Below are 17,341 nucleotides of genomic sequence, written 5' to 3'. Positions count from 1 at the left end.
CAAATATCCTTACAATTGCTGTTGCAGCCTCTGCTCTGGTTAAGCCTCTGGTTCCTTTAAATTCTCCAACGGGATAGCCTCCTAAAAGCCCTTGAGTATAGGCCTTTAAAACAAGCTCCTTATATCCTACAGGAATGCTGTTGTAGTCCTTTATTCTTTCAATGTAGCTACTGGGGTTTTCCATAAAGGTCTCCCCTTGGGCCTCTGCAGCATTAACTATAATTTTGGCCATTTGATAGCGGTTGATGATATTGTTTAAATTTGCTTCTGGGTACTCGCCTTCCTCAATATACCCAAGCTCCACTGCCCTTCTGATATAATTCATTGCCCAATGACCATCCTTGGCTAAGGGTAGCTCTTGATGCAGACTTCCCACCACTGTCTTAATAAACTCCCCTTGGGTTATTTCCCTTTGGGGCTTAAAGGTTCCATCGGTATAACCATCAATTCCGCCCCTTTCCACCAGGGTTGCTACTGTCTTGGCAAACCAGTGGTTTTCCGAAACGTCACTGAATCTTGAAACGATATCTTGAATATTTACATTGGCTATGCTTCCAAAGGCAAAGCCAACAGTAGATAAAACCAATACAATAGCTAGAATAATCATAGATTTTTTCATAGATTGATACCCCCTATTTTAATGTTAAATGTTGAATGTTGAATGTCTATAAATGTAGCTAGTTAATCCTGCTGAATGATGTTACTTAAGATTTCAATTTTTCTAGCATTCAAAATCCTCCACCTAAGATATTTGGCCACACATTATCAGCATAGATTTCTAAACTAAAAAAATAATGCACTAGAATTCGCTATCATTTTTATTTTTAGCCATTACTTACAGCTTTTTACAGTTAAACTATGGCAATTATACCAAACTTATTGTATTTTATGCAATAATTTGGAGGAAACTTTCACAAAAAATCATTAGACCAAAATCGACAGTTTACAACATAAAAAAATCCAGAGAAGCTTCTCTGGATTTTTATTTATAAAAAATTAAGCTGTGCACCTCACCTTGACAGGTTGCCATAAGCGTTACTCTAGCAGTTAGCTCAAATTAGGCCACCCTACGGCACACGAAAGTGATTACTTACCGCTGCTTCCTTCCGGACCTGACGGGGTTCGTAAGCTTCCGTTGCGTAGGACCCGACTTTCATCACCACTTACTAAAGGCGGCCCTACATACAACATGCCTACGTGAGGAGTTCAATCCTGCTATAGCGGGTTGCAGGTTACAGGGCACCGCTACCTCCCCATCTAGCACAGCAAAGGTTAAACTCATTAATGGCGGAGAGAGCGGGACTCGAACCCGCGGGGCCTAACGGCCTTACACGCTTTCCAGGCGTGCCCCTTAGCCAACTCGGACACCTCTCCATATTTAGGCTGTTGAAAAGCCCTTATCTTCTTCGTTACTGCGTAAATTTCGTCATCCTCACCTATGTCATTATAGGCTCCGGCGTCTCATTTTCTTGTGTCTCTAAGCTAAATACTTTTGAACAGCCTTGAACAGCCTTCTTGAGGTTGAAAAGCCTTTTATCTTTTTCTAAGGTCTTTAAAAAAATCCTTCATAATATTACTGCATTCAGCTTCAAGCACTCCAGTTACAACCTCCGACTTATGATTTAACTCATTCATCTGAAGGAGATTCATCACAGACCCACAGGCTCCGGCCTTTGGATCCATAGCGCCAATTACAACTCTGTCGATTCTACTCTGAAGTATTGCGCCTGCACACATTGGACAGGGTTCTATTGTAACATAGAGGGTGCTTCTTGTCAACCTCCAGCCACCTAGCTTCCGACATGCCTCATCTATTGCAATTACTTCAGCATGGCAGATGGCATTTTTTTCAGTTTCACGTAAGTTATGGGCAGCTGCGATTACTTTATGATCCCTTACAATAACCGCCCCAATAGGCACTTCCTTTTTTTCATAGGCCCTTCGGGCTTCCTGTAGGGCTAATGTCATATAGTACTCATCCATTGCCTTCCCTCCCCTTTGAAGGAGTTAATAACTGATGAAAGCCTAGCTATTATTGTAACCCATAAGAACTTTTAAAATTCAAGCACAAGATATATATTAATAAAAATACAGGTAAAAGTCAATGGGTGTATTTGCTAAGTGAAAAGATTATATTCAATTTATATTAATAATATAGTCTCTTAAAATGGTTTGCTATCTTTAAGCCACCCCATGGCCCTCCAGTACTCCTTGTCTAGATTATCATCTTTATATCTAGAAATCATTCCCTTCATCATCATAAAAAGAATTCTGGTGAAGGTTCTTACTCTAAGACTTCTTCTTTTTAATAGATCAAAATAAAACCTTCGGGCCTTTTTTGAAAGCTCCTTCTTAATTAGCAGCCTTTTACCATCAGCTACATCCTCCCAGCTACTGGCAGCCACTGCCCTTCCATAGGAATAAATGCGTCTTAATCCCATATAATTTAATGCTTTCATCATGGTTTGATTGGTTCTTCTGGTTCCCCCACCTGCAGCTGTGGATACAACAAAGCCTATTTTAGAAAACATCTCACCATGGGGGCGGTGGGGCATCCACATAAAGCATAGGTGGTCTATAAAGGTTTTCATTGCACCGGATACATCCAAGCCATAAACAGGTGATGCTAAAATAATCCCATCAGAGGAGATGATTTTATCTAGAATCTTAGAAACATATTGATTATGGGGACAATGGCCTTCCCCCTTAAGTATACAGTTAAAACAACCCAAACAAGCCTCTGGTAAATCCTTAGGTAGCCAAACTTCTTCAAAGGCTACTTCTCCACACTCCAGCATTGCTTTTTTTATGATTTCTGTGGAATGATAGGTGCTTCCCCTTCTGTTATTTCCATAAATTACAGTTATTTTCATCCGCTATTCCCCCTATAACTACAATCTTACCCTACGATACTTTAGATGATTTAGTTTCTTCCATCACCATAAGGATGGTTAGTGCTACCGCCATTATAATGAAAACTCCAAACTTGATTACTAGCTCAAAATCTTAGGCTTGTAAAAATTATCCTAGACTCATGATTAAAGTATACAGGAGCATCCCATAGAAGTAAAGAAGATTTGAGGTCGTCACTTCTATACTACTATAAATACCTTCCAGTTTCACAAGAAATATTGAAAAATCACCACAGCTGCAAAGCTCCGGTGATCAAATCAATAGTGCATTATTTCTATTATGCCAGCATTAATCGTTCCAACAATAAAGGCTCAATATACTTTCCGTCCTTATAGGCCCTCATATTTCCACCAGAGATTTCATCTATTAAAAGAACTTCTCCAGAACAATTATCCCTACCAAACTCAAACTTAATGTCATATAATTCAATAGACTTTTTCTCTAGTTCCTCTTTTACTATCGCTGCAATCTTCCTTGTTAAATCCTTTATTATTTCATACTCAGCCTTTGAAAGTATCCCCAGCATCTCAAGGGCATCAACCGTTATAGGGGGATCTTGTCGTCCATCATCCTTAAGGGTAACCTCAACAAAGGCATCTAGGGGTTGTCCCTCTGTTACATAACCCCCATAACGTTTCAAAAAACTTCCTACCCCTCTATATCTACAGATTACCTCCAGCCCTTTTCCAAATACTGTTGCTGCCTTTACCTTCATTGTTGCCTCTTCTATATTGGCATCAATATAATGGGTCGGTATCCCTTTTTCCTTAATAACCTCGAAAAAGTGTTTGGTAAGCTTTAGTCCTGCTCTTCCTGCCCCTTCTATTGTTAGCCCCACAGTATTAGCGCCTGGATCAAAGACTCCATTTTCTCCCGTCACATCATCCTTGAACTTAAGTAGATAGTTTCCATCTTCTACAGCGTAAACGTTTTTTGTTTTGCCTGTGTAAATAAGCTTCATTTTACCCACTCCTCAGTTTCTTGTTATTATCCTACAAAGGATTTCTATAATTGTACTATACATTAAACTGAAGTTATAAGTAAAATAAATATAACTAATAATATTTATAACCTGTGATTATATATTGTTATTCTAAGTTGCTTTCAACGATTTCAACAAACCTCTTTGATGAGGAAGACAAGGAAACACTCTTAAGGAAGCAGAATCCAATAGTACGTTTTGGAATCTCTCCGGTAAGCTCTACTTGGTATAACAAATGATTTTGCAAATAGTCTTTTGAGAATTCCTTTATAACACAGGCTATTCCTAAATTTATTTTTGCAAATTCCAGCAGTAGGTCATGGGATCCTAATTCGATTTCTGGGAATATTTTTACCCCTTTGGATATCATAAACTTTTCTACATACTGTCTGGAGTTGGATTTAGGCTCTAGAAAAATTAGTGGCAGCTTAATAAGTTCCTCTATACTTAAGGGCTTAACAAGCAACTCTTTATACTTGTCTCCACAAACAAATATATCATGGACATCCATGCATTTTTTAACTTCAAGGGAGGGATCTTCAATAGGCAAATTGCAAATTGCCAGCTCTATTTCTCCAGATTTTAGCAAATTGCAGGTTTCTAGGGTAGTACGATTTATGATTTTCAACTTTACATTAGGATATAAGTCATGAAACTTTTCTAGATATGGAAGGAGAAAGTGCTTAGAGATGGTATCGCCAACGCCAATCTTTAGTTCTCCCATCATTAGCCCCTTTGCCTCAAATATCTTCTTTTCTCCTACTTCTATTAGATTAACAGCAGAATAAATATACTCGAATAATAGATGACCTTCATATGTTAGACTTACTCCCTTAGAGGTTCTAGTAAAAAGCCGAACATCAAGCTCTGCCTCCAACTGCATAATTGACTGACTTACAGCTGGTTGTGTCATATACAACTCTTTTGCTGCCTTAGAAAAGCTCTGACATTTAGCCACTTCACAAAAGACCTTATATAAATCTAGTTTTGCAATCATATAAGCACTCCTTATACCCTATATTTTATCTATTTATTTTACTTATACCATATAAATGGTGTATAGTACAAGGGTAGATTACACATTTTATGAAAAACTAAAGATATAAAATACAAGGAGGGTTAAATATGGAAAGAATAATTGGTACTGTTGCTAGAGGTTTGCGTACTCCTATCATTAATCAGGGTGATGATATTCCTGAGATTGTTGTCAGCACTGTGTTAAAGGCATCTGAATCTGAAGGTTTTACCTTCGGAGATAAGGATATTGTTGCCATAACTGAGTCAGTTGTTGCAAGGGCTCAAGGTAACTACGCCAGTATTGATGCTATTGCAAAGGATGTTGCAGGAAAATTTGAGGATGATACCGTAGGAGTGATTTTTCCAATACTAAGTAGAAATCGATTTGCTATTTGTCTTCGTGGTATAGCAAAGGGAGCAAAAAAGATTGTTTTAATGTTAAGCTATCCTTCAGATGAGGTTGGCAATCATTTGGTAGATATAGACCTTCTAGACGAAAAGGGTGTTAACCCCTGGACAGATGTATTGACAGAAGCTGAGTTTCGCCATCATTTTGGCTACAACAAGCATACCTTTACGGGTATTGACTATATAGACTATTATAAATCCTTAATCACAGAATATGGCGTTGAGTGTGATATTGTTTTCTCAAACAACCCCAAAACTATACTAGACTATACTAAAAGTGTTCTGACTTGTGATATTCATACAAGGGTTAGAACAAAGAGAATACTTAAGGCTAATGGCGCCAGTAAGGTTTTTGGACTAGATGATATTTGTTCAGCGCCAATAGATGGAAGCGGTTATAATGAATCCTATGGACTTTTAGGCTCTAATAAGGCAACAGAAGAAAGCGTTAAGCTTTTTCCAAGAAACCCCCAACCAATAGTAGATAAAATTCAAGCTATGATTAAAGAAGCTACTGGAAAAACCCTTGAAGTTATGATTTATGGTGATGGAGCCTTTAAGGATCCTGTAGGTAAGATCTGGGAGCTGGCAGATCCAGTGGTTTCTCCTGCCTATACATCAGGTCTTGAGGGTACTCCTAACGAGGTAAAGATTAAGTATCTTGCCGATAACAACTTCGCTCACCTAAAGGGTGACGCCCTTAAAGAAGCCATTTCTCAGTATATTAAGAATAAGGAATCTGATTTAACAGGTGTTATGGAATCCCAAGGAACAACCCCTAGAAGACTTACGGATCTTATTGGATCCCTTTGTGACTTAACAACAGGAAGTGGAGATAAGGGAACTCCCGTAGTTTTCATCCAAGGTTACTTTGATAACTATACTAAATAATGAAAAAAAGCTCTTTCTATATGTAATATAGAGAGAGCTTTTAGATTGAAGACAAAGTATTCAAGATGCAGACTGATCAAAAGCCCTTAGATTGGAGACGCAATCAAAACCAGCGATTGCAGCGTATACAGAAATACGTAAGAGTGCTGGTTTTGCGAAGCAACAAAGAAGATGAGGGTTTTTCATCAGTCTGAAAGCTCTTTCTGTATTTTAGAAAGAGCTTTCTTAATTTCATTGTTAATCTACCCTATAGCTTAAAGAGAAATTATTGCCACTGATTCTTTTAAACAAGTCATTATATCTATACCTTCCAGAAGCCTTTATCACTTCACTAGTTAAAAAACCCCCAAATTCTCTAGGCTTATCAACAATTTCAGAACCTGTTTTAGCTTTAAATTCTTTATCCAGCATTTCGCAGGTTACATCCCCCATAAAGTAGTTACTTATTTATATCATTACTTTTTTAGCTGTTTAATGATGTGGGCCATATTTGTAGCCATATGCTTCATAATTCCAATCCCCTCGCTGTCATTCTCAGCATCTACAGCTCCACCTTTACCAGCAACCCCTACATTCCAGTAATGGGAGCCGGCTACAATAAAATCATTCACAGTTAACCATAGTAGCAACTCCGCAAAGGCAAAGTTTTGCCCTGCCCTTCTGGCCACAGTGATGGGTGCTGCAACCTTTCCAGAAAAGGCTGTTCCCTTCCAATTATAGCTTTCTTTATTGTCCTTCATTTCATTACGAATCCATCTACTTAGAAAGCCTGCCCGATCTAATAGAGCTTTCACCCCGGCAGGTGTTGAAGAATTATATACCGGTGCTCCAATAATTAACCCATCTGCTTCTAGCATCTTATCAAAGACCTCATCAAAATCATCCTTTTCTAAGGTACAGGTCTTTGCCTCTATACATCCGTAGCAGCCTCTACAGGCTTGTATCTTTTTCTCTCTTAAGGATATCAATTCTGTAGTAATTCCCTGTGCTTCTAATTCACCAAGGGCTATTCTAACAAAATACTCAGTGTTGCTCTTTTCTCTTGGACTACCTGTGATTCCTAAAACCTTCATATTTGAATCCTCCTTTATTACTAGCCTTTTCCCCTTCTAATTATTGAGCAAGCAAAGGCATAGCCTGTTCCAGCCCCCAATAGGGCGCATATATCCCCATCCTTTACTTTTCCTTGTTTTATTCCATAATCTAAGGCTAAGAGCTGATCAACATGGCCACAGTGGCCATCATCAGATAGATAAACCGTCTTTTCTTTATCGATTCCCAGCTCCGCCATAATAGCGTAATGGGCCTTAGGATTTATATGGGTAATGCCTATGAAATCTATATCTGCTGCTGTTAAATTAGAAGCCTTTAATGCTAGAGCAACTGCTCCCGTAAAGTCAGGCAAAGACCTCTCTGCCAATCTCAATTTCATTCCCTCAGGGTCAGACAATGATATAAGCTTGGCTTTCCTAAGCTCTTCTGGATCCTTGGCAATCTCTTCAGTAATCGGATTTAAGGTTCCACCATACTTTCCTATAACATCATCACAAAATACATGGTCGGTGATTATACCCGTACCTAATATTTCATTTTCACTATAGTCGCTTTTTAGAATCAGGGCAAAGCCCCCAGGAGACATGTCGAACATAAAGGACTGCAATGGATCTTTATAGTCAATTAAATAGGCATTTGCATTTCCTCCCGCCACAAGAACGGTTTTAAGGCTTTCATCTGCATACATCATATCCTTGGCAACCTTAAGGGCTAAAGGAGTTCCTGCGCACCTAAAGGATAAGTCCCAGGCATAGGCACGATCAGCCCCTATTTCATTTTGTATTTTTATTGCTACAGTCCAGCATACATATTCACTATAGGTTTCTCCTGCATATAGAATCATGTCAATTTCCTTAGGGTCAACTTTGGTTTTCTTAAGTAAGTCCTTAGCAGCCTTCGTGGCCATGATACCTGGATGATCCTCAGGTCCGCCTACATGCTTTCTATTAATCCCCATCTTATCCCTTAGTATTTCTGGTTTTATTCCTACTAGTTCAGACAGTTCCTCTGCTGTAATGGTTTTTTCTGGCAGATAGATGGAATAGTTCAGAATCCCTACATGAAATCCCTTTTTCAAAGCTATTACCTCCTTTTATCATTATGCTAAAAGGCAAGAAGCCTTTATGAAGGATATAGAATGCAATAACCATGCCGGTTGGCGAGATTAAGATATATAGCCAATCTAATTGCTAATAATTACAGAAATATTCCTTTCTATGTAACATTTTGTTACTTTCATTCCTCTGTTGGTAATCAAAGGAACCCTTATCTTGCGAATCATAATGTTACATGTAACTTTTTGTTACTATTATTGATGGCTTCCCTTTTGCTATAGTGATATAATAGTGATATTGAAATACACTACTATTGATAGTTTTGTGGAGGGCACTATGAAAAATTCCTTTATGAATAGTATTAATCCCAGTGAAATTGCAGATATTTTCGTATCTATGACAACCCTTTTATTTGACCAGCTTCCAATACCTATTAATTTTTTAGATGCTGATGGTCGAGTCATAATTATGAACCAAGCTTTCTTGGATTTCTTAAATCTTGAATTGAAGGATGTAATGGGGAAGCATTTGTCTGAAATTGACCCTACAGTAAGGCTTCCTATTGTTATAAAAACCGGCCGGGCAGAAATTAGTCAAAAGCATAGATTTCATGACGGTAGAGAGGCAATTGTCCATAGAATTCCATTATTTTATAAGGATGTAATTGTAGGTGGAGTTGGAATCATACTATTTGATAATTTAAGCTACTTGCACGACTTGACCATGGAAAATCATTTATTTAAAGCTTTAAAAGTCAACAAGCTCAACAAGGTAGGAGATATCTATAAGGCCAAGTATAGCTTTAACGATATATTGACCAATTCTCCTTTAGGAAAGGAATGTATAGAAAGGGCAAAGGCCTATTCTAATACGGATTTTCCAGTATTAATAACAGGCGAAAGTGGTGTTGGTAAGGAACTCTTGGCCCATTCAATTCACAACTCCAGTAATCGAAAAAATGGACCCTTTATAAGGGTAAATTGTGCCGCAATTCCTGAGGCTCTAATTGAATCGGAGTTATTTGGCTATGATAAGGGAGCCTTTACAGGAGCCCATAAAGAAGGGAAAATCGGTAAATTTCAGTTGGCTAATGGAGGAACAATTTTTTTAGATGAAATAGGAGATTTCCCTTTCAATTTACAGGCTAAGCTTTTAAGAATTCTTCAGGAAAAGGAGCTAGAAAGGGTCGGTAGTAATGAAATTCTTCAACTAGATATTCGTGTTATTGCAGCCTCCAATAGTAACCTTGAAGAAAAGGTTTTGGAAAACAAGTTTCGATCCGACTTGTTTTATAGGCTTAATGTTCTAAATCTGAAGGTCCCCAGCCTAAGGGATAGAAAAGAGGATATCCCGTTATTGATTAATCACTTCATAACCAGCATGTATCAAGACTTTAATATATTTAAGGTTTTTACTGAAGATATCATTCACCTCCTAAAGGCCTATCCATGGCCAGGAAATGTTAGAGAGTTAAAAAATATTGTTGAAAGAATCGCAGTAAATGCTCCTGATGAGATGGTAAGAAAAGAGGATATTCCTGATTATATCTTAAAGTCCCTCCCTGAAGCTCCTTCAGATAAAAATCATTGCTGGATTTCTGAGGAAGCTACCCTGAAGGAGACTTTGTTAGAGGTTGAAAAAATCCTTATTATGAAGACCTTAGAAAAGCATGGTTTTAACAAAGCCCAAACCGCCAAGGCTTTAGGAATACCTCGGATGAGCCTATATAGAAAGCTCAAAGGCTTTGGAATTGAAAAGAGTTGAGGGTTTTAATCCTCAACTTTTTTACTAGGTTTTACATCATTTGAACTTATTATTAAAATTAAATACCTTGCTGAGGCCAAAATGGGGTAGCTCTTTATCTTCTTCGGCATACCTCCCATTTGTATAGCCCTTTAAGGTTTTTCTCCAAAAGCTGATGGTTTTTTTATTGCTATCGGATAAGGTTGTAAATAGCATCCATCTTCCACGGAATTCATTAAATATTTTAGTTATGGCCTCTTCACCTATACCCCTTCCACGAAAGGGCCTGAGAATAAAGAATTCATTAACCATGTACTCACTTTCATCCACCAATTAGGGAGGAGTAGCAATTAATGCAAATCCAGCTGGTAGCTGATCAACTTTAATTAAGTAGGGATATAGTACCTTTTTATTTTCCCACCAAATATCAAATACAGGTATTTGCTGCTGTAACGTCTTATATTCATCATCCTCCTCAAAAACTCCATACTTGTTTGGAAGCTCTCCTCTTATTTCAGCTAAGTCATGTAAGTAAAGAGGATATAAATTATTGATGATGAACTTCTGATCTCTCATACATAATTCAATGGTTATTTTATTTTGTGACATTGTTTAATTCCCCCTAGTGGCTCCTATGTTATCCCAATATATATTAGATTATTCAATAAATACTTCCTGCTATAGGTAATTATAATTCATGTTATACCCTACCAAGGATTTTATGGTTTAGTTAAAAAACAAAACCCCAACACTATAGAAGTATTGGGGAATCTTTTCTGGCGCACCTAAGACGACTCGAACGTCCGACACACGGTTTAGGAAACCGTTGCTCTATCCTACTGAGCTATAGGTGCATGTTTTTTTAGTACAAATGATAGTTTAACATATTATACTGAAAAAATCAATTATATAAATTGGCTATTTTGTATATTATGTGCTATGAATTCTATCATTATCCATGGTATAATAGCACCGCTAATCTACATTGGTAACAAATTGTAGGTTAGCATAAAGGAGAATTTCTATAAAAAGACGAATAACAATATATGAAAATTAATTAGAAAATTACAGGTGATAACATGAAGAAATCAGAGAGATTACAGATGATTATAATGCTTTTACACCAAAGAGGTAGAATATCCGCTAAGGATATCGCAAATTATATGGAGGTAACTCAGCGAACAATCTATAGAGACATTGATGCCCTATCCCAGATGAAGGTTCCTATTGTTGCCTACGAGGGAGTTGGGGGTGGTTATGAGATCCAACCATCTTATTTTATGCCTACCATTAGCCTTACTGATAGGGAGGTTTTAATTTTAATGCTATTATTAAAGGTTACTAATCAGCTAAGCCTACCGGACTTTAACGATAGTATTAATGCTCTAAGCCTTAAACTTAGAAATTCTTGCAAAGACTTAGCCATAAAGAACGAAGCCATCCTAAAGCAAGTATCCTTAGAGATACAAGATATATTCCCTGAGGCCCACCTAAAGGGTCTGTTTGAAGTCATACTTAATGCCTTTTATAACAAAAATCAACTTCAGATTAAGTACTATGTACCAATGAAGAATGATATTGTTGATAGAAAAATATCCCCCTTACGCTTGCTATATAGTGAGGGCTGCTGGTACCTAATAGCCTTTTGTCATCTAAGAGAAGAAAAAAGGACCTTTCGTCTAGATAGAATTCGATCCGTATCTACCCTTAAGGATAAAATAGCTCTGAGTATTCAAAAGAAATATTCTTCAATGGCCCTAGAGGATCCGAAAATTCTATTAGAATTTGATATCCATAAAGATTTATTCTCTTTAATCAAGGATGATGGAGCAATGCAAGGGGCAGTAATTTCAAATACTAAAGAGAACTTATTTACTATAACCATTGAAACCAATAACTTGTTCTATTTTGAGACCCTTGCCATAAGAAATGTATCCCAAGTTACGATTAAACAGCCTACTCCTTTTATTGAGCAAATAAAAGAAAAAATATCCACTGCAGCTAAAAAATATTTTTAACGCTGACATAATGCTGTCAAGGTTTAGTTGATAAGATGGCTTTGGAGGTGTTTAAAATGAATGTAGCAGTTTATTTATATGACGGATATTATGAAACGGAAATTTGTATTCCTACTTTGTTTTTTAGTGAAGAGAATCTCTTTACTATTGCCAGTGACCAAGAAGTGGTTAAGTGTGTGGACGGCAGACGACTTCTAATCGACAAGCAGGTTAAGGAGGTGAAGGCAGAGGAAATTGATGTTTTAATAATTCCTGGTGGTTCACCAATTCCAAAAGAAGATATTTTTCAATTAATTAGAGATTGTGAAGTCAAAGGAGCTATCATAGGGGGAATTTGTGGGGGAGTTGATTACTTAGCCTACGCTGGTATCCTTGAAAACCGTAGATTTACAAGCTATTATAAGCCAGATGTGACTTATGATTTTCTTCCCAAATCAGGGATAATGACAGGATCAATGTATGAAAGTGATCATAAGGTTGTTTCAGCAAAGCCTGCAGCTTATTTAGAATTTGCCCTAGAGTTGTACCGATTGTCTGGGAAGCTTGACCCTAAAACTGTACCAAGTTACTTAAGCTGGTTTAAAAGCCCAAATGCTTTTGAATACAAATAAGACCAAAAATAACCGGTAAAAATCCACCGGTTATTTTTTATGGTTATTTTTCTGTTATTACATCTACTCCCATATAGGGCTTAAGCTTTTCTGGTATTTTTATGCTCCCATTTGGATTTTGGAAATTTTCAAGGATGGCAGCTAAGGTTCTTCCTACCGCTAACCCTGAACCATTTAAGGTATGAACAAAGTCAACCTTGCCTTTATCCTCAGGTCTATATCTTATATTTGCTCTTCTTGCCTGGAAGTCTTCAAAGTTACTACAAGATGAAATCTCTACATATCGATTATAGCTAGGCATCCAAACCTCTATGTCATATTTGAAGGCTGCTGTAAAGCCCAAGTCTCCAGTGCAAATCTTCACTACCCTATAGGGGATCTCTAATAGTTGTAGTACCTTTTCCGCATCTCTTGTTAGCTTTTCTAGCTCTTCATAGGAGTTCTCTGGCTTTACGAATTTAACAAGCTCTACCTTATTAAACTGATGCTGTCTAATCAATCCCCTAGTGTCTCTACCTGCCGAACCGGCTTCAGCCCTAAAGCATGGAGTATACGCAGCATAGTAAATAGGAAGCTCCGTCTCTTCTATTATTTCATCCCTATGGATATTGGTTACTGGGACCTCTGCTGTTGGAATCATGAAGAAGTCTTTTTGAGGTACTCTGAAGGTGTCCTCTTCAAATTTTGGTAGCTGGCCTGTTCCAGTCATGCTATCTCTATTAACCATGAAGGGCGGCAATACCTCGGTATAACCATGATCATTGGTATGGAGTTCCAACATAAAGTTTATAAGGGCTCTTTCCAGCTTTGCTCCCTTCCCTTTATATAGGGTAAATCTTGCTCCAGTAACCTTTCCTGCTGTTTCAAAATCTAGAATTCCAAGATTAACTCCTAAGTCCCAATGGGGCTTTGGTTCAAAATCAAAACTCCTGGGTTGACCCCACTTTCGAATTTCTACATTGTCATCGTCAGTGTCTCCCTGAGGCACGTCAGGATGGGGTATATTAGGTATTCTTATTAAAGCATAATAAAGCTTATCCTCTACATCCTTAACATTGCCATCCAAGTCCTTTATCTGGCTAGATAGCTCCTTCATCCTACCCATTACCTCTGAGACATCCTTGCCCTCCTTCTTTAGCTTGGGGATCTCTTTTGACACTGTGTTCTGCTCATTTTTCATTTGCTCCACCTGTTGTAATAGCCTTCTTCTCTCATCATCTAGGGCCACTACATCATCAAGATCAAATTCCTGCTCTCCCCTCCGGCCCATAGCAGCTTTGATTTCTTCTAAGTTATTTCTAATCCGTTTAATATCTAACATTGCCTTACCTCCTTACTGAATTTTTATAAATAAAAAAAGCCCCAGTCCCATAAAGGGACGGAAGCTTTAATTTCCGCGTTGCCACCCTAGTTAATTAGATAATATTCTAATTCCCTCAAAGCTCTTTAACGGTTGCTAACCGATGGTACCTACTTTATTCAGTATATAGCTCCAAGATGGATTCAACATTTCCCTTCACTGATTTTCACCTACCATCAGCTCTCTAAAGAAGCCTCCATGTCTACTAATTCTCTTCATAGCCTTTCATATTTTATTAGAATGTAGTTTATCATAATTAGTATTACAAATCAATAGATTTTTATTTATTTTCTTAATTAAAAAATTGTATATATTTATCTATCCTGACAATACTTAAAAAATAGAAAGGGGGCGAGGGTCTATGAATAAATTAGACATTGTTTCTCAAATCGCTGATATGAAGGATAATGATTATAGAAACACCTTAGCAATTGCAACATTAATAGAGTTGCTAATTGAGAAGAATATTATAACAAGACAAGAGTTTAGTAGAAAGTCCTTTTACTTAGACAACATTACCCTAGAAGAGTTAAAGGAATCAAGAGCTAAGCGTAATTCTAGATAACATAATTACGAATTTAAGGGCTGCATTCACCTGCAGCCCTTTTCTATTTATTGATCTAATAACATATCTCCTGTTTTTATGAGTTCCTTTTTTCTCATCCATTCCGCTATTATCCATGTTAATATTGCTGGTAGGATAAAGTGTAGTAGGATTATTTTTGTGATTACAGTTGTCATTGGGTCACCATTTTCTGTAACCATTTTTGCTACTGTCCCAAATTGTCCAACAAGGCCACTGGTTCCCATACCCGCTCCCACACTGTTGTTTTCCATATTAAATAATGTAGTTGCTAATGGTCCCAGTATACCACTTGCCAAAGTAGGAGGAAGCCATATCCAAGGATTCTTAATAATATTAGGCACCTGAAGCATACTGGTACCTAAGCCTTGTGAAATTAATCCGCCAAATCCATTCTCTTTATAGCTTGCCACTGCAAGGCCCACCATTTGTGTTGCACATCCCACTACTGCAGCCCCTGCTGCCAAACCATTTAACCCCAAAGAAATAGCCAGTGCTGCACTGCTTATTGGCAGTGTAAGGACCATACCCATTATTATGGCAACCAGAATGCCCATAGGGATTGGTTGAAGCTCCGTTGCGTGATTAATCACTTGACCAAGGCCCTTCATTAATGCAGCCACCCAAGGACCAACAAAGTTCCCCGCTAAACCACCTGCAATAATTGTAATGGCAGGAACCACAACGATATCCACCTTTGTCCTTCCTGCTACTCTTTTAGCAATTTCTGCACCAACTAAAGCAGCAACAAAGGCTGCGGCTGGTTCACCAATCTTTATTGCATAAATATTAGACTCTGTTAAATAAACTGTACCAGCTCCTATTGCCCCTGTAGCTAAGGATGCAAAGATAACAAGAGATGGTGCCCCTATAGAAAAGGCTACCCCGGCACCAATTGCAGGACCCATAAGAAATTGAGCAAATTGTCCAAAGGTTACTAGAAATTCAAAATTTAATTGTTCGCCTATTTGTTTAAGTATTAGTCCGATGATTAGAGATGAAAAAAGACCTAAGGCCATCCCATTCAATGCTTTTGTTATATACTCTCTAAATGAAAATTTATCGTTAGCCATTATTTTTGCCCTCCTTAATATGAAATAGTAAATAATGTCCTTTAACCTATATTAGTCATTAATTAAATATCCCTTTTTTAAAAGGGCTTTTAGCATTTCCTTGTAGCTTTCTTCGTTTGGCACCTCCAAGGTGTGAATATGCACTCCTTCTGTTAAAGAAGAAAGGGGTTCAGCCTCCTTAATCTTACTCATAAACTCATCTAATTCCTTTTTATAGCTTATATTTAGAGATGCTTTAATATCTCCATATATAGGGTGCTCAACTATAACATCTAAAATTCTAGCCCCATAATCCAGCATAATTTGAAGTTCTTCTTCCATTTCTTTATCTGTTAAGTGTTTTGCAACTATGGTTTTAATAAGACCCTTACTTTGATCCTTTGAGATTACATAACCCTGTGGAGTAGCCATTATATCTATACCCTGTGCCCGTAGTAGTGCAATGTCCTGAACAACTACTTGCCTAGATACGTTATATTGAGCTGCAAGGGTTGTACCCTTTACCGGTCCGTGTTCCTTTATTAAGTATTCTAATATTGACATTCTTCTATCCTCTGCCTTCACTAATACCACCTCCTTTAGATATACTCATTATTTGTTTTACTGTAAATATATTTGCCATTACAGGTGTCTTGTCACTTGTTAAATATAACATATTGGTAGCTTTTATGCAAATAAAAAAACACCTTATACTAAAAGGTGTTTAATATCATTTTATTACTTAAATATCTTATCTCTATATTTTTCTAGTGTAAGTAATAATATATAACCAATACCATAGCAAGCTATGATTTGCCCTACTGCTACCCAACCCATTGTTATTAAGAGAGGGTATTGAAATAGGTAATTTAATATAAAGCCCACTACTATTGCATTTATAACAATAGGCGGAAGGGGTACCAGCCATTTTCTAGGCATTTTGTAAGATAGATAAGCTGCAGTAAGGGTAGCCAAGCTACCAAAAACTATGTCTATCATACCATTACCTCCATAAATATTTGCAATAATGCAGCCAACAAATAAACCTGGTATTGCAGCTGGAGTAAAGAATGGTAAAATTGTTAATGCTTCAGCTATGCGGACCTGTATATTTCCATAGCTTATAGGTGCAAAAGCTATTGTTAGAACTGCATATAAAGCTGCGATGATTGCACCTTGAGTTAAATAATTTGTTTTTTTCATTTTTTTCCCTCCATAGTTTTGTTTTTAGTCAGGATGGTTTCGAACTGACTATTTTTATGCTTCAATTTACGCACTTAAATAGTATATCATAAGTCTATCTTAAGTAAAGAACAATATTGTGGAAATTTCTTAGTCTCTTCATCAATTACCTAAAATCAATATAGGCTAACACCATAGGCTTCGCCATTAGTCAGTTTAAACTTCCAAAAAAGCAAAAAAAAATTATATCGCGACGTCCTACTCTCCCAGGACCCTGCGGTCCAATAAGTAGACGACAGAAATCTTAGTTTCTTGTCGGTCACTTAGTTAGCCGCGGGACTTCCCTTTCCTTTGTATATCAATTTACGGAATGAGCTAAGGCTAACACCTTAAGCTTCGCTATCTATATTTTTTTTCAAAAAATAAAAAAATCATGCCGCAATGTCCTACTCTCCCAGGACCCTGCGGTCCAA

20 protein-coding genes, 2 tRNA genes, 1 other RNA gene and 1 other annotated feature are annotated in these 17,341 nt (G+C 37.4%); of the genes, 6 read left to right on the top strand and 17 right to left on the bottom strand.

Translation table 11 applies throughout. The annotated features are described in order from the left end of the window. The 7 genes from F8153_RS10685 to F8153_RS10655 form a co-directional block, all read right to left on the bottom strand. Positions 1 to 619 (bottom strand): S-layer homology domain-containing protein (locus F8153_RS10685; protein WP_192929777.1); only part of this gene is annotated, 619 nt, incomplete at its 3' end. A 382-nt stretch (positions 620 to 1,001) separates the two neighbouring features. Next, positions 1,002 to 1,266, bottom strand: an RNA gene (ffs, locus tag F8153_RS10680) — signal recognition particle sRNA large type. Positions 1,267 to 1,285: 19 nt separating this feature from the next. Next, positions 1,286 to 1,374, bottom strand: a tRNA-Ser gene (locus F8153_RS10675). Positions 1,375 to 1,533: 159 nt separating this feature from the next. Beyond that, positions 1,534 to 1,983 carry a tRNA adenosine(34) deaminase TadA gene (gene tadA / locus F8153_RS10670; protein WP_151866347.1) on the bottom strand — a complete coding sequence of 150 codons (450 nt, stop codon included), beginning with the start codon at positions 1,981 to 1,983 and terminating at the stop codon, positions 1,534 to 1,536. Between the two features lie 179 nt (positions 1,984 to 2,162). Continuing rightward, complete coding sequence (locus F8153_RS10665; protein WP_151866346.1) at positions 2,163 to 2,873, bottom strand: flavodoxin family protein; 711 nt, start codon at positions 2,871 to 2,873, stop codon at positions 2,163 to 2,165. 317 nt (positions 2,874 to 3,190) lie between these two features. Further along, positions 3,191 to 3,874 (bottom strand): phosphoribosylaminoimidazolesuccinocarboxamide synthase, encoded by a 684-nt coding sequence (locus F8153_RS10660; RefSeq protein WP_151866345.1) that lies wholly within the window; start codon positions 3,872 to 3,874, stop codon positions 3,191 to 3,193. 127 nt (positions 3,875 to 4,001) lie between these two features. Further along, entirely contained in the window at positions 4,002 to 4,892 is an 891-nt protein-coding gene (locus F8153_RS10655) for a LysR family transcriptional regulator (protein ID WP_151866344.1), read from the bottom strand. A gap of 128 nt (positions 4,893 to 5,020) precedes the next feature. On the opposite strand from F8153_RS10655, the gene F8153_RS10650 reads away from it, so the two are divergent. Together F8153_RS10650 and F8153_RS16585 are read left to right on the top strand one after the other, a co-directional pair. After that, positions 5,021 to 6,211, top strand: a complete 1,191-nt coding sequence (locus F8153_RS10650) for a coenzyme F420-0:L-glutamate ligase (protein ID WP_151866343.1) — start codon at positions 5,021 to 5,023, stop codon at positions 6,209 to 6,211. A gap of 65 nt (positions 6,212 to 6,276) precedes the next feature. Next, positions 6,277 to 6,405 (top strand): hypothetical protein, encoded by a 129-nt coding sequence (locus F8153_RS16585; RefSeq protein WP_279237134.1) that lies wholly within the window; start codon positions 6,277 to 6,279, stop codon positions 6,403 to 6,405. Between the two features lie 43 nt (positions 6,406 to 6,448). On the opposite strand, the gene F8153_RS16145 is transcribed toward F8153_RS16585, so the two are convergent. From F8153_RS16145 to F8153_RS10640, 3 genes are read right to left on the bottom strand one after another with little or no spacing between them, the layout of a single operon-like run. Continuing rightward, positions 6,449 to 6,643, bottom strand: a complete 195-nt coding sequence (locus F8153_RS16145; RefSeq protein ID WP_192929776.1) for a hypothetical protein — start codon at positions 6,641 to 6,643, stop codon at positions 6,449 to 6,451. Positions 6,644 to 6,666: 23 nt separating this feature from the next. After that, on the bottom strand, positions 6,667 to 7,284 hold the full coding sequence (locus F8153_RS10645; protein WP_151866342.1) for a flavodoxin family protein: 618 nt from the start codon (positions 7,282 to 7,284) through the stop codon (positions 6,667 to 6,669). Between the two features lie 20 nt (positions 7,285 to 7,304). Continuing rightward, positions 7,305 to 8,342, bottom strand: coding sequence for a 3-oxoacyl-ACP synthase (locus F8153_RS10640; protein ID WP_192929775.1), 1,038 nt, complete (start codon positions 8,340 to 8,342; stop codon positions 7,305 to 7,307). A gap of 313 nt (positions 8,343 to 8,655) precedes the next feature. Here F8153_RS10640 and F8153_RS10635 point away from each other — a divergent pair, with 313 nt between their 5' ends. After that, entirely contained in the window at positions 8,656 to 10,083 is a 1,428-nt protein-coding gene (locus tag F8153_RS10635) for a sigma-54 interaction domain-containing protein (protein ID WP_151866340.1), read from the top strand. A 36-nt stretch (positions 10,084 to 10,119) separates the two neighbouring features. On the opposite strand, the gene F8153_RS10630 is transcribed toward F8153_RS10635, so the two are convergent. The 3 genes from F8153_RS10630 to F8153_RS10620 form a co-directional block, all read right to left on the bottom strand. Beyond that, positions 10,120 to 10,392, bottom strand: coding sequence for a GNAT family N-acetyltransferase (locus tag F8153_RS10630; protein WP_243136955.1), 273 nt, complete (start codon positions 10,390 to 10,392; stop codon positions 10,120 to 10,122). A 3-nt stretch (positions 10,393 to 10,395) separates the two neighbouring features. Then, positions 10,396 to 10,671, bottom strand: a complete 276-nt coding sequence (locus tag F8153_RS10625; protein ID WP_151866338.1) for a hypothetical protein — start codon at positions 10,669 to 10,671, stop codon at positions 10,396 to 10,398. Positions 10,672 to 10,839: 168 nt separating this feature from the next. Next, a tRNA-Arg gene (locus tag F8153_RS10620) sits at positions 10,840 to 10,916 on the bottom strand. Between the two features lie 225 nt (positions 10,917 to 11,141). Between F8153_RS10620 and F8153_RS10615 the strand changes: the two genes are divergently transcribed. Both F8153_RS10615 and F8153_RS10610 read left to right on the top strand, forming a co-directional pair. Beyond that, positions 11,142 to 12,080 carry a helix-turn-helix transcriptional regulator gene (locus tag F8153_RS10615; RefSeq protein ID WP_151866337.1) on the top strand — a complete coding sequence of 313 codons (939 nt, stop codon included), beginning with the start codon at positions 11,142 to 11,144 and terminating at the stop codon, positions 12,078 to 12,080. A 56-nt stretch (positions 12,081 to 12,136) separates the two neighbouring features. Then, positions 12,137 to 12,691, top strand: coding sequence for a DJ-1/PfpI family protein (locus F8153_RS10610; protein ID WP_192929773.1), 555 nt, complete (start codon positions 12,137 to 12,139; stop codon positions 12,689 to 12,691). Positions 12,692 to 12,734: 43 nt separating this feature from the next. On the opposite strand, the gene serS is transcribed toward F8153_RS10610, so the two are convergent. Further along, entirely contained in the window at positions 12,735 to 14,012 is a 1,278-nt protein-coding gene (serS, locus tag F8153_RS10605; protein ID WP_151866335.1) for a serine--tRNA ligase, read from the bottom strand. A gap of 50 nt (positions 14,013 to 14,062) precedes the next feature. Continuing rightward, positions 14,063 to 14,279: a binding site (T-box leader), on the bottom strand. Positions 14,280 to 14,412: 133 nt separating this feature from the next. Between serS and F8153_RS10600 the strand changes: the two genes are divergently transcribed. Further along, the gene (locus F8153_RS10600) at positions 14,413 to 14,616 is read left to right on the top strand and encodes a hypothetical protein (RefSeq protein ID WP_151866334.1); all 204 of its coding nucleotides are present in this window, start codon (positions 14,413 to 14,415) and stop codon (positions 14,614 to 14,616) included. A 47-nt stretch (positions 14,617 to 14,663) separates the two neighbouring features. On the opposite strand, the gene F8153_RS10595 is transcribed toward F8153_RS10600, so the two are convergent. From F8153_RS10595 to F8153_RS10585, 3 genes are all read right to left on the bottom strand, one after another. Continuing rightward, positions 14,664 to 15,707 (bottom strand): PTS transporter subunit IIC, encoded by a 1,044-nt coding sequence (locus tag F8153_RS10595; RefSeq protein WP_151866333.1) that lies wholly within the window; start codon positions 15,705 to 15,707, stop codon positions 14,664 to 14,666. 51 nt (positions 15,708 to 15,758) lie between these two features. Next, complete coding sequence (locus F8153_RS10590) at positions 15,759 to 16,271, bottom strand: transcription repressor NadR (RefSeq protein ID WP_151866332.1); 513 nt, start codon at positions 16,269 to 16,271, stop codon at positions 15,759 to 15,761. Positions 16,272 to 16,424: 153 nt separating this feature from the next. Further along, a complete protein-coding gene (locus F8153_RS10585; protein ID WP_151866331.1) occupies positions 16,425 to 16,889 on the bottom strand; it encodes a QueT transporter family protein in 465 nt (154 codons plus the stop codon). Between the last annotated feature and the right edge of the window lie 452 nt (positions 16,890 to 17,341).

This window comes from Alkaliphilus serpentinus, assembly GCF_009017255.1.
GTDB classification, from domain to species: Bacteria; Bacillota; Clostridia; order Peptostreptococcales; family Natronincolaceae; genus Alkaliphilus_D; species Alkaliphilus_D serpentinus.
The sequence above is the reverse complement of the archived record's forward strand: the minus strand, read 5'-3'. Positions and strand labels throughout refer to the sequence as shown.

What these genes read in the sequence shown, in the direction of transcription:
- F8153_RS10600 (WP_151866334.1), top strand. Translation starts at nt 14,413, where the DNA reads ATGAATAAATTAGACATTGTTTCTCAAATCGCTGATATGAAGGATAAT.
- F8153_RS10595 (WP_151866333.1), bottom strand. Translation starts at nt 15,707, where the DNA reads ATGGCTAACGATAAATTTTCATTTAGAGAGTATATAACAAAAGCATTG.
- F8153_RS16145 (WP_192929776.1), bottom strand. Translation starts at nt 6,643, where the DNA reads ATGGGGGATGTAACCTGCGAAATGCTGGATAAAGAATTTAAAGCTAAA.
- F8153_RS10665 (WP_151866346.1), bottom strand. Translation starts at nt 2,873, where the DNA reads ATGAAAATAACTGTAATTTATGGAAATAACAGAAGGGGAAGCACCTAT.
- F8153_RS10615 (WP_151866337.1), top strand. Translation starts at nt 11,142, where the DNA reads ATGAAGAAATCAGAGAGATTACAGATGATTATAATGCTTTTACACCAA.
- serS (WP_151866335.1), bottom strand. Translation starts at nt 14,012, where the DNA reads ATGTTAGATATTAAACGGATTAGAAATAACTTAGAAGAAATCAAAGCT.
- F8153_RS10650 (WP_151866343.1), top strand. Translation starts at nt 5,021, where the DNA reads ATGGAAAGAATAATTGGTACTGTTGCTAGAGGTTTGCGTACTCCTATC.
- F8153_RS10610 (WP_192929773.1), top strand. Translation starts at nt 12,137, where the DNA reads ATGAATGTAGCAGTTTATTTATATGACGGATATTATGAAACGGAAATT.
- F8153_RS10635 (WP_151866340.1), top strand. Translation starts at nt 8,656, where the DNA reads ATGAAAAATTCCTTTATGAATAGTATTAATCCCAGTGAAATTGCAGAT.
- tadA (WP_151866347.1), bottom strand. Translation starts at nt 1,983, where the DNA reads ATGGATGAGTACTATATGACATTAGCCCTACAGGAAGCCCGAAGGGCC.
- F8153_RS10645 (WP_151866342.1), bottom strand. Translation starts at nt 7,284, where the DNA reads ATGAAGGTTTTAGGAATCACAGGTAGTCCAAGAGAAAAGAGCAACACT.
- F8153_RS10660 (WP_151866345.1), bottom strand. Translation starts at nt 3,874, where the DNA reads ATGAAGCTTATTTACACAGGCAAAACAAAAAACGTTTACGCTGTAGAA.
- F8153_RS10655 (WP_151866344.1), bottom strand. Translation starts at nt 4,892, where the DNA reads ATGATTGCAAAACTAGATTTATATAAGGTCTTTTGTGAAGTGGCTAAA.
- F8153_RS16585 (WP_279237134.1), top strand. Translation starts at nt 6,277, where the DNA reads ATGCAGACTGATCAAAAGCCCTTAGATTGGAGACGCAATCAAAACCAG.
- F8153_RS10585 (WP_151866331.1), bottom strand. Translation starts at nt 16,889, where the DNA reads ATGAAAAAAACAAATTATTTAACTCAAGGTGCAATCATCGCAGCTTTA.
- F8153_RS10625 (WP_151866338.1), bottom strand. Translation starts at nt 10,671, where the DNA reads ATGTCACAAAATAAAATAACCATTGAATTATGTATGAGAGATCAGAAG.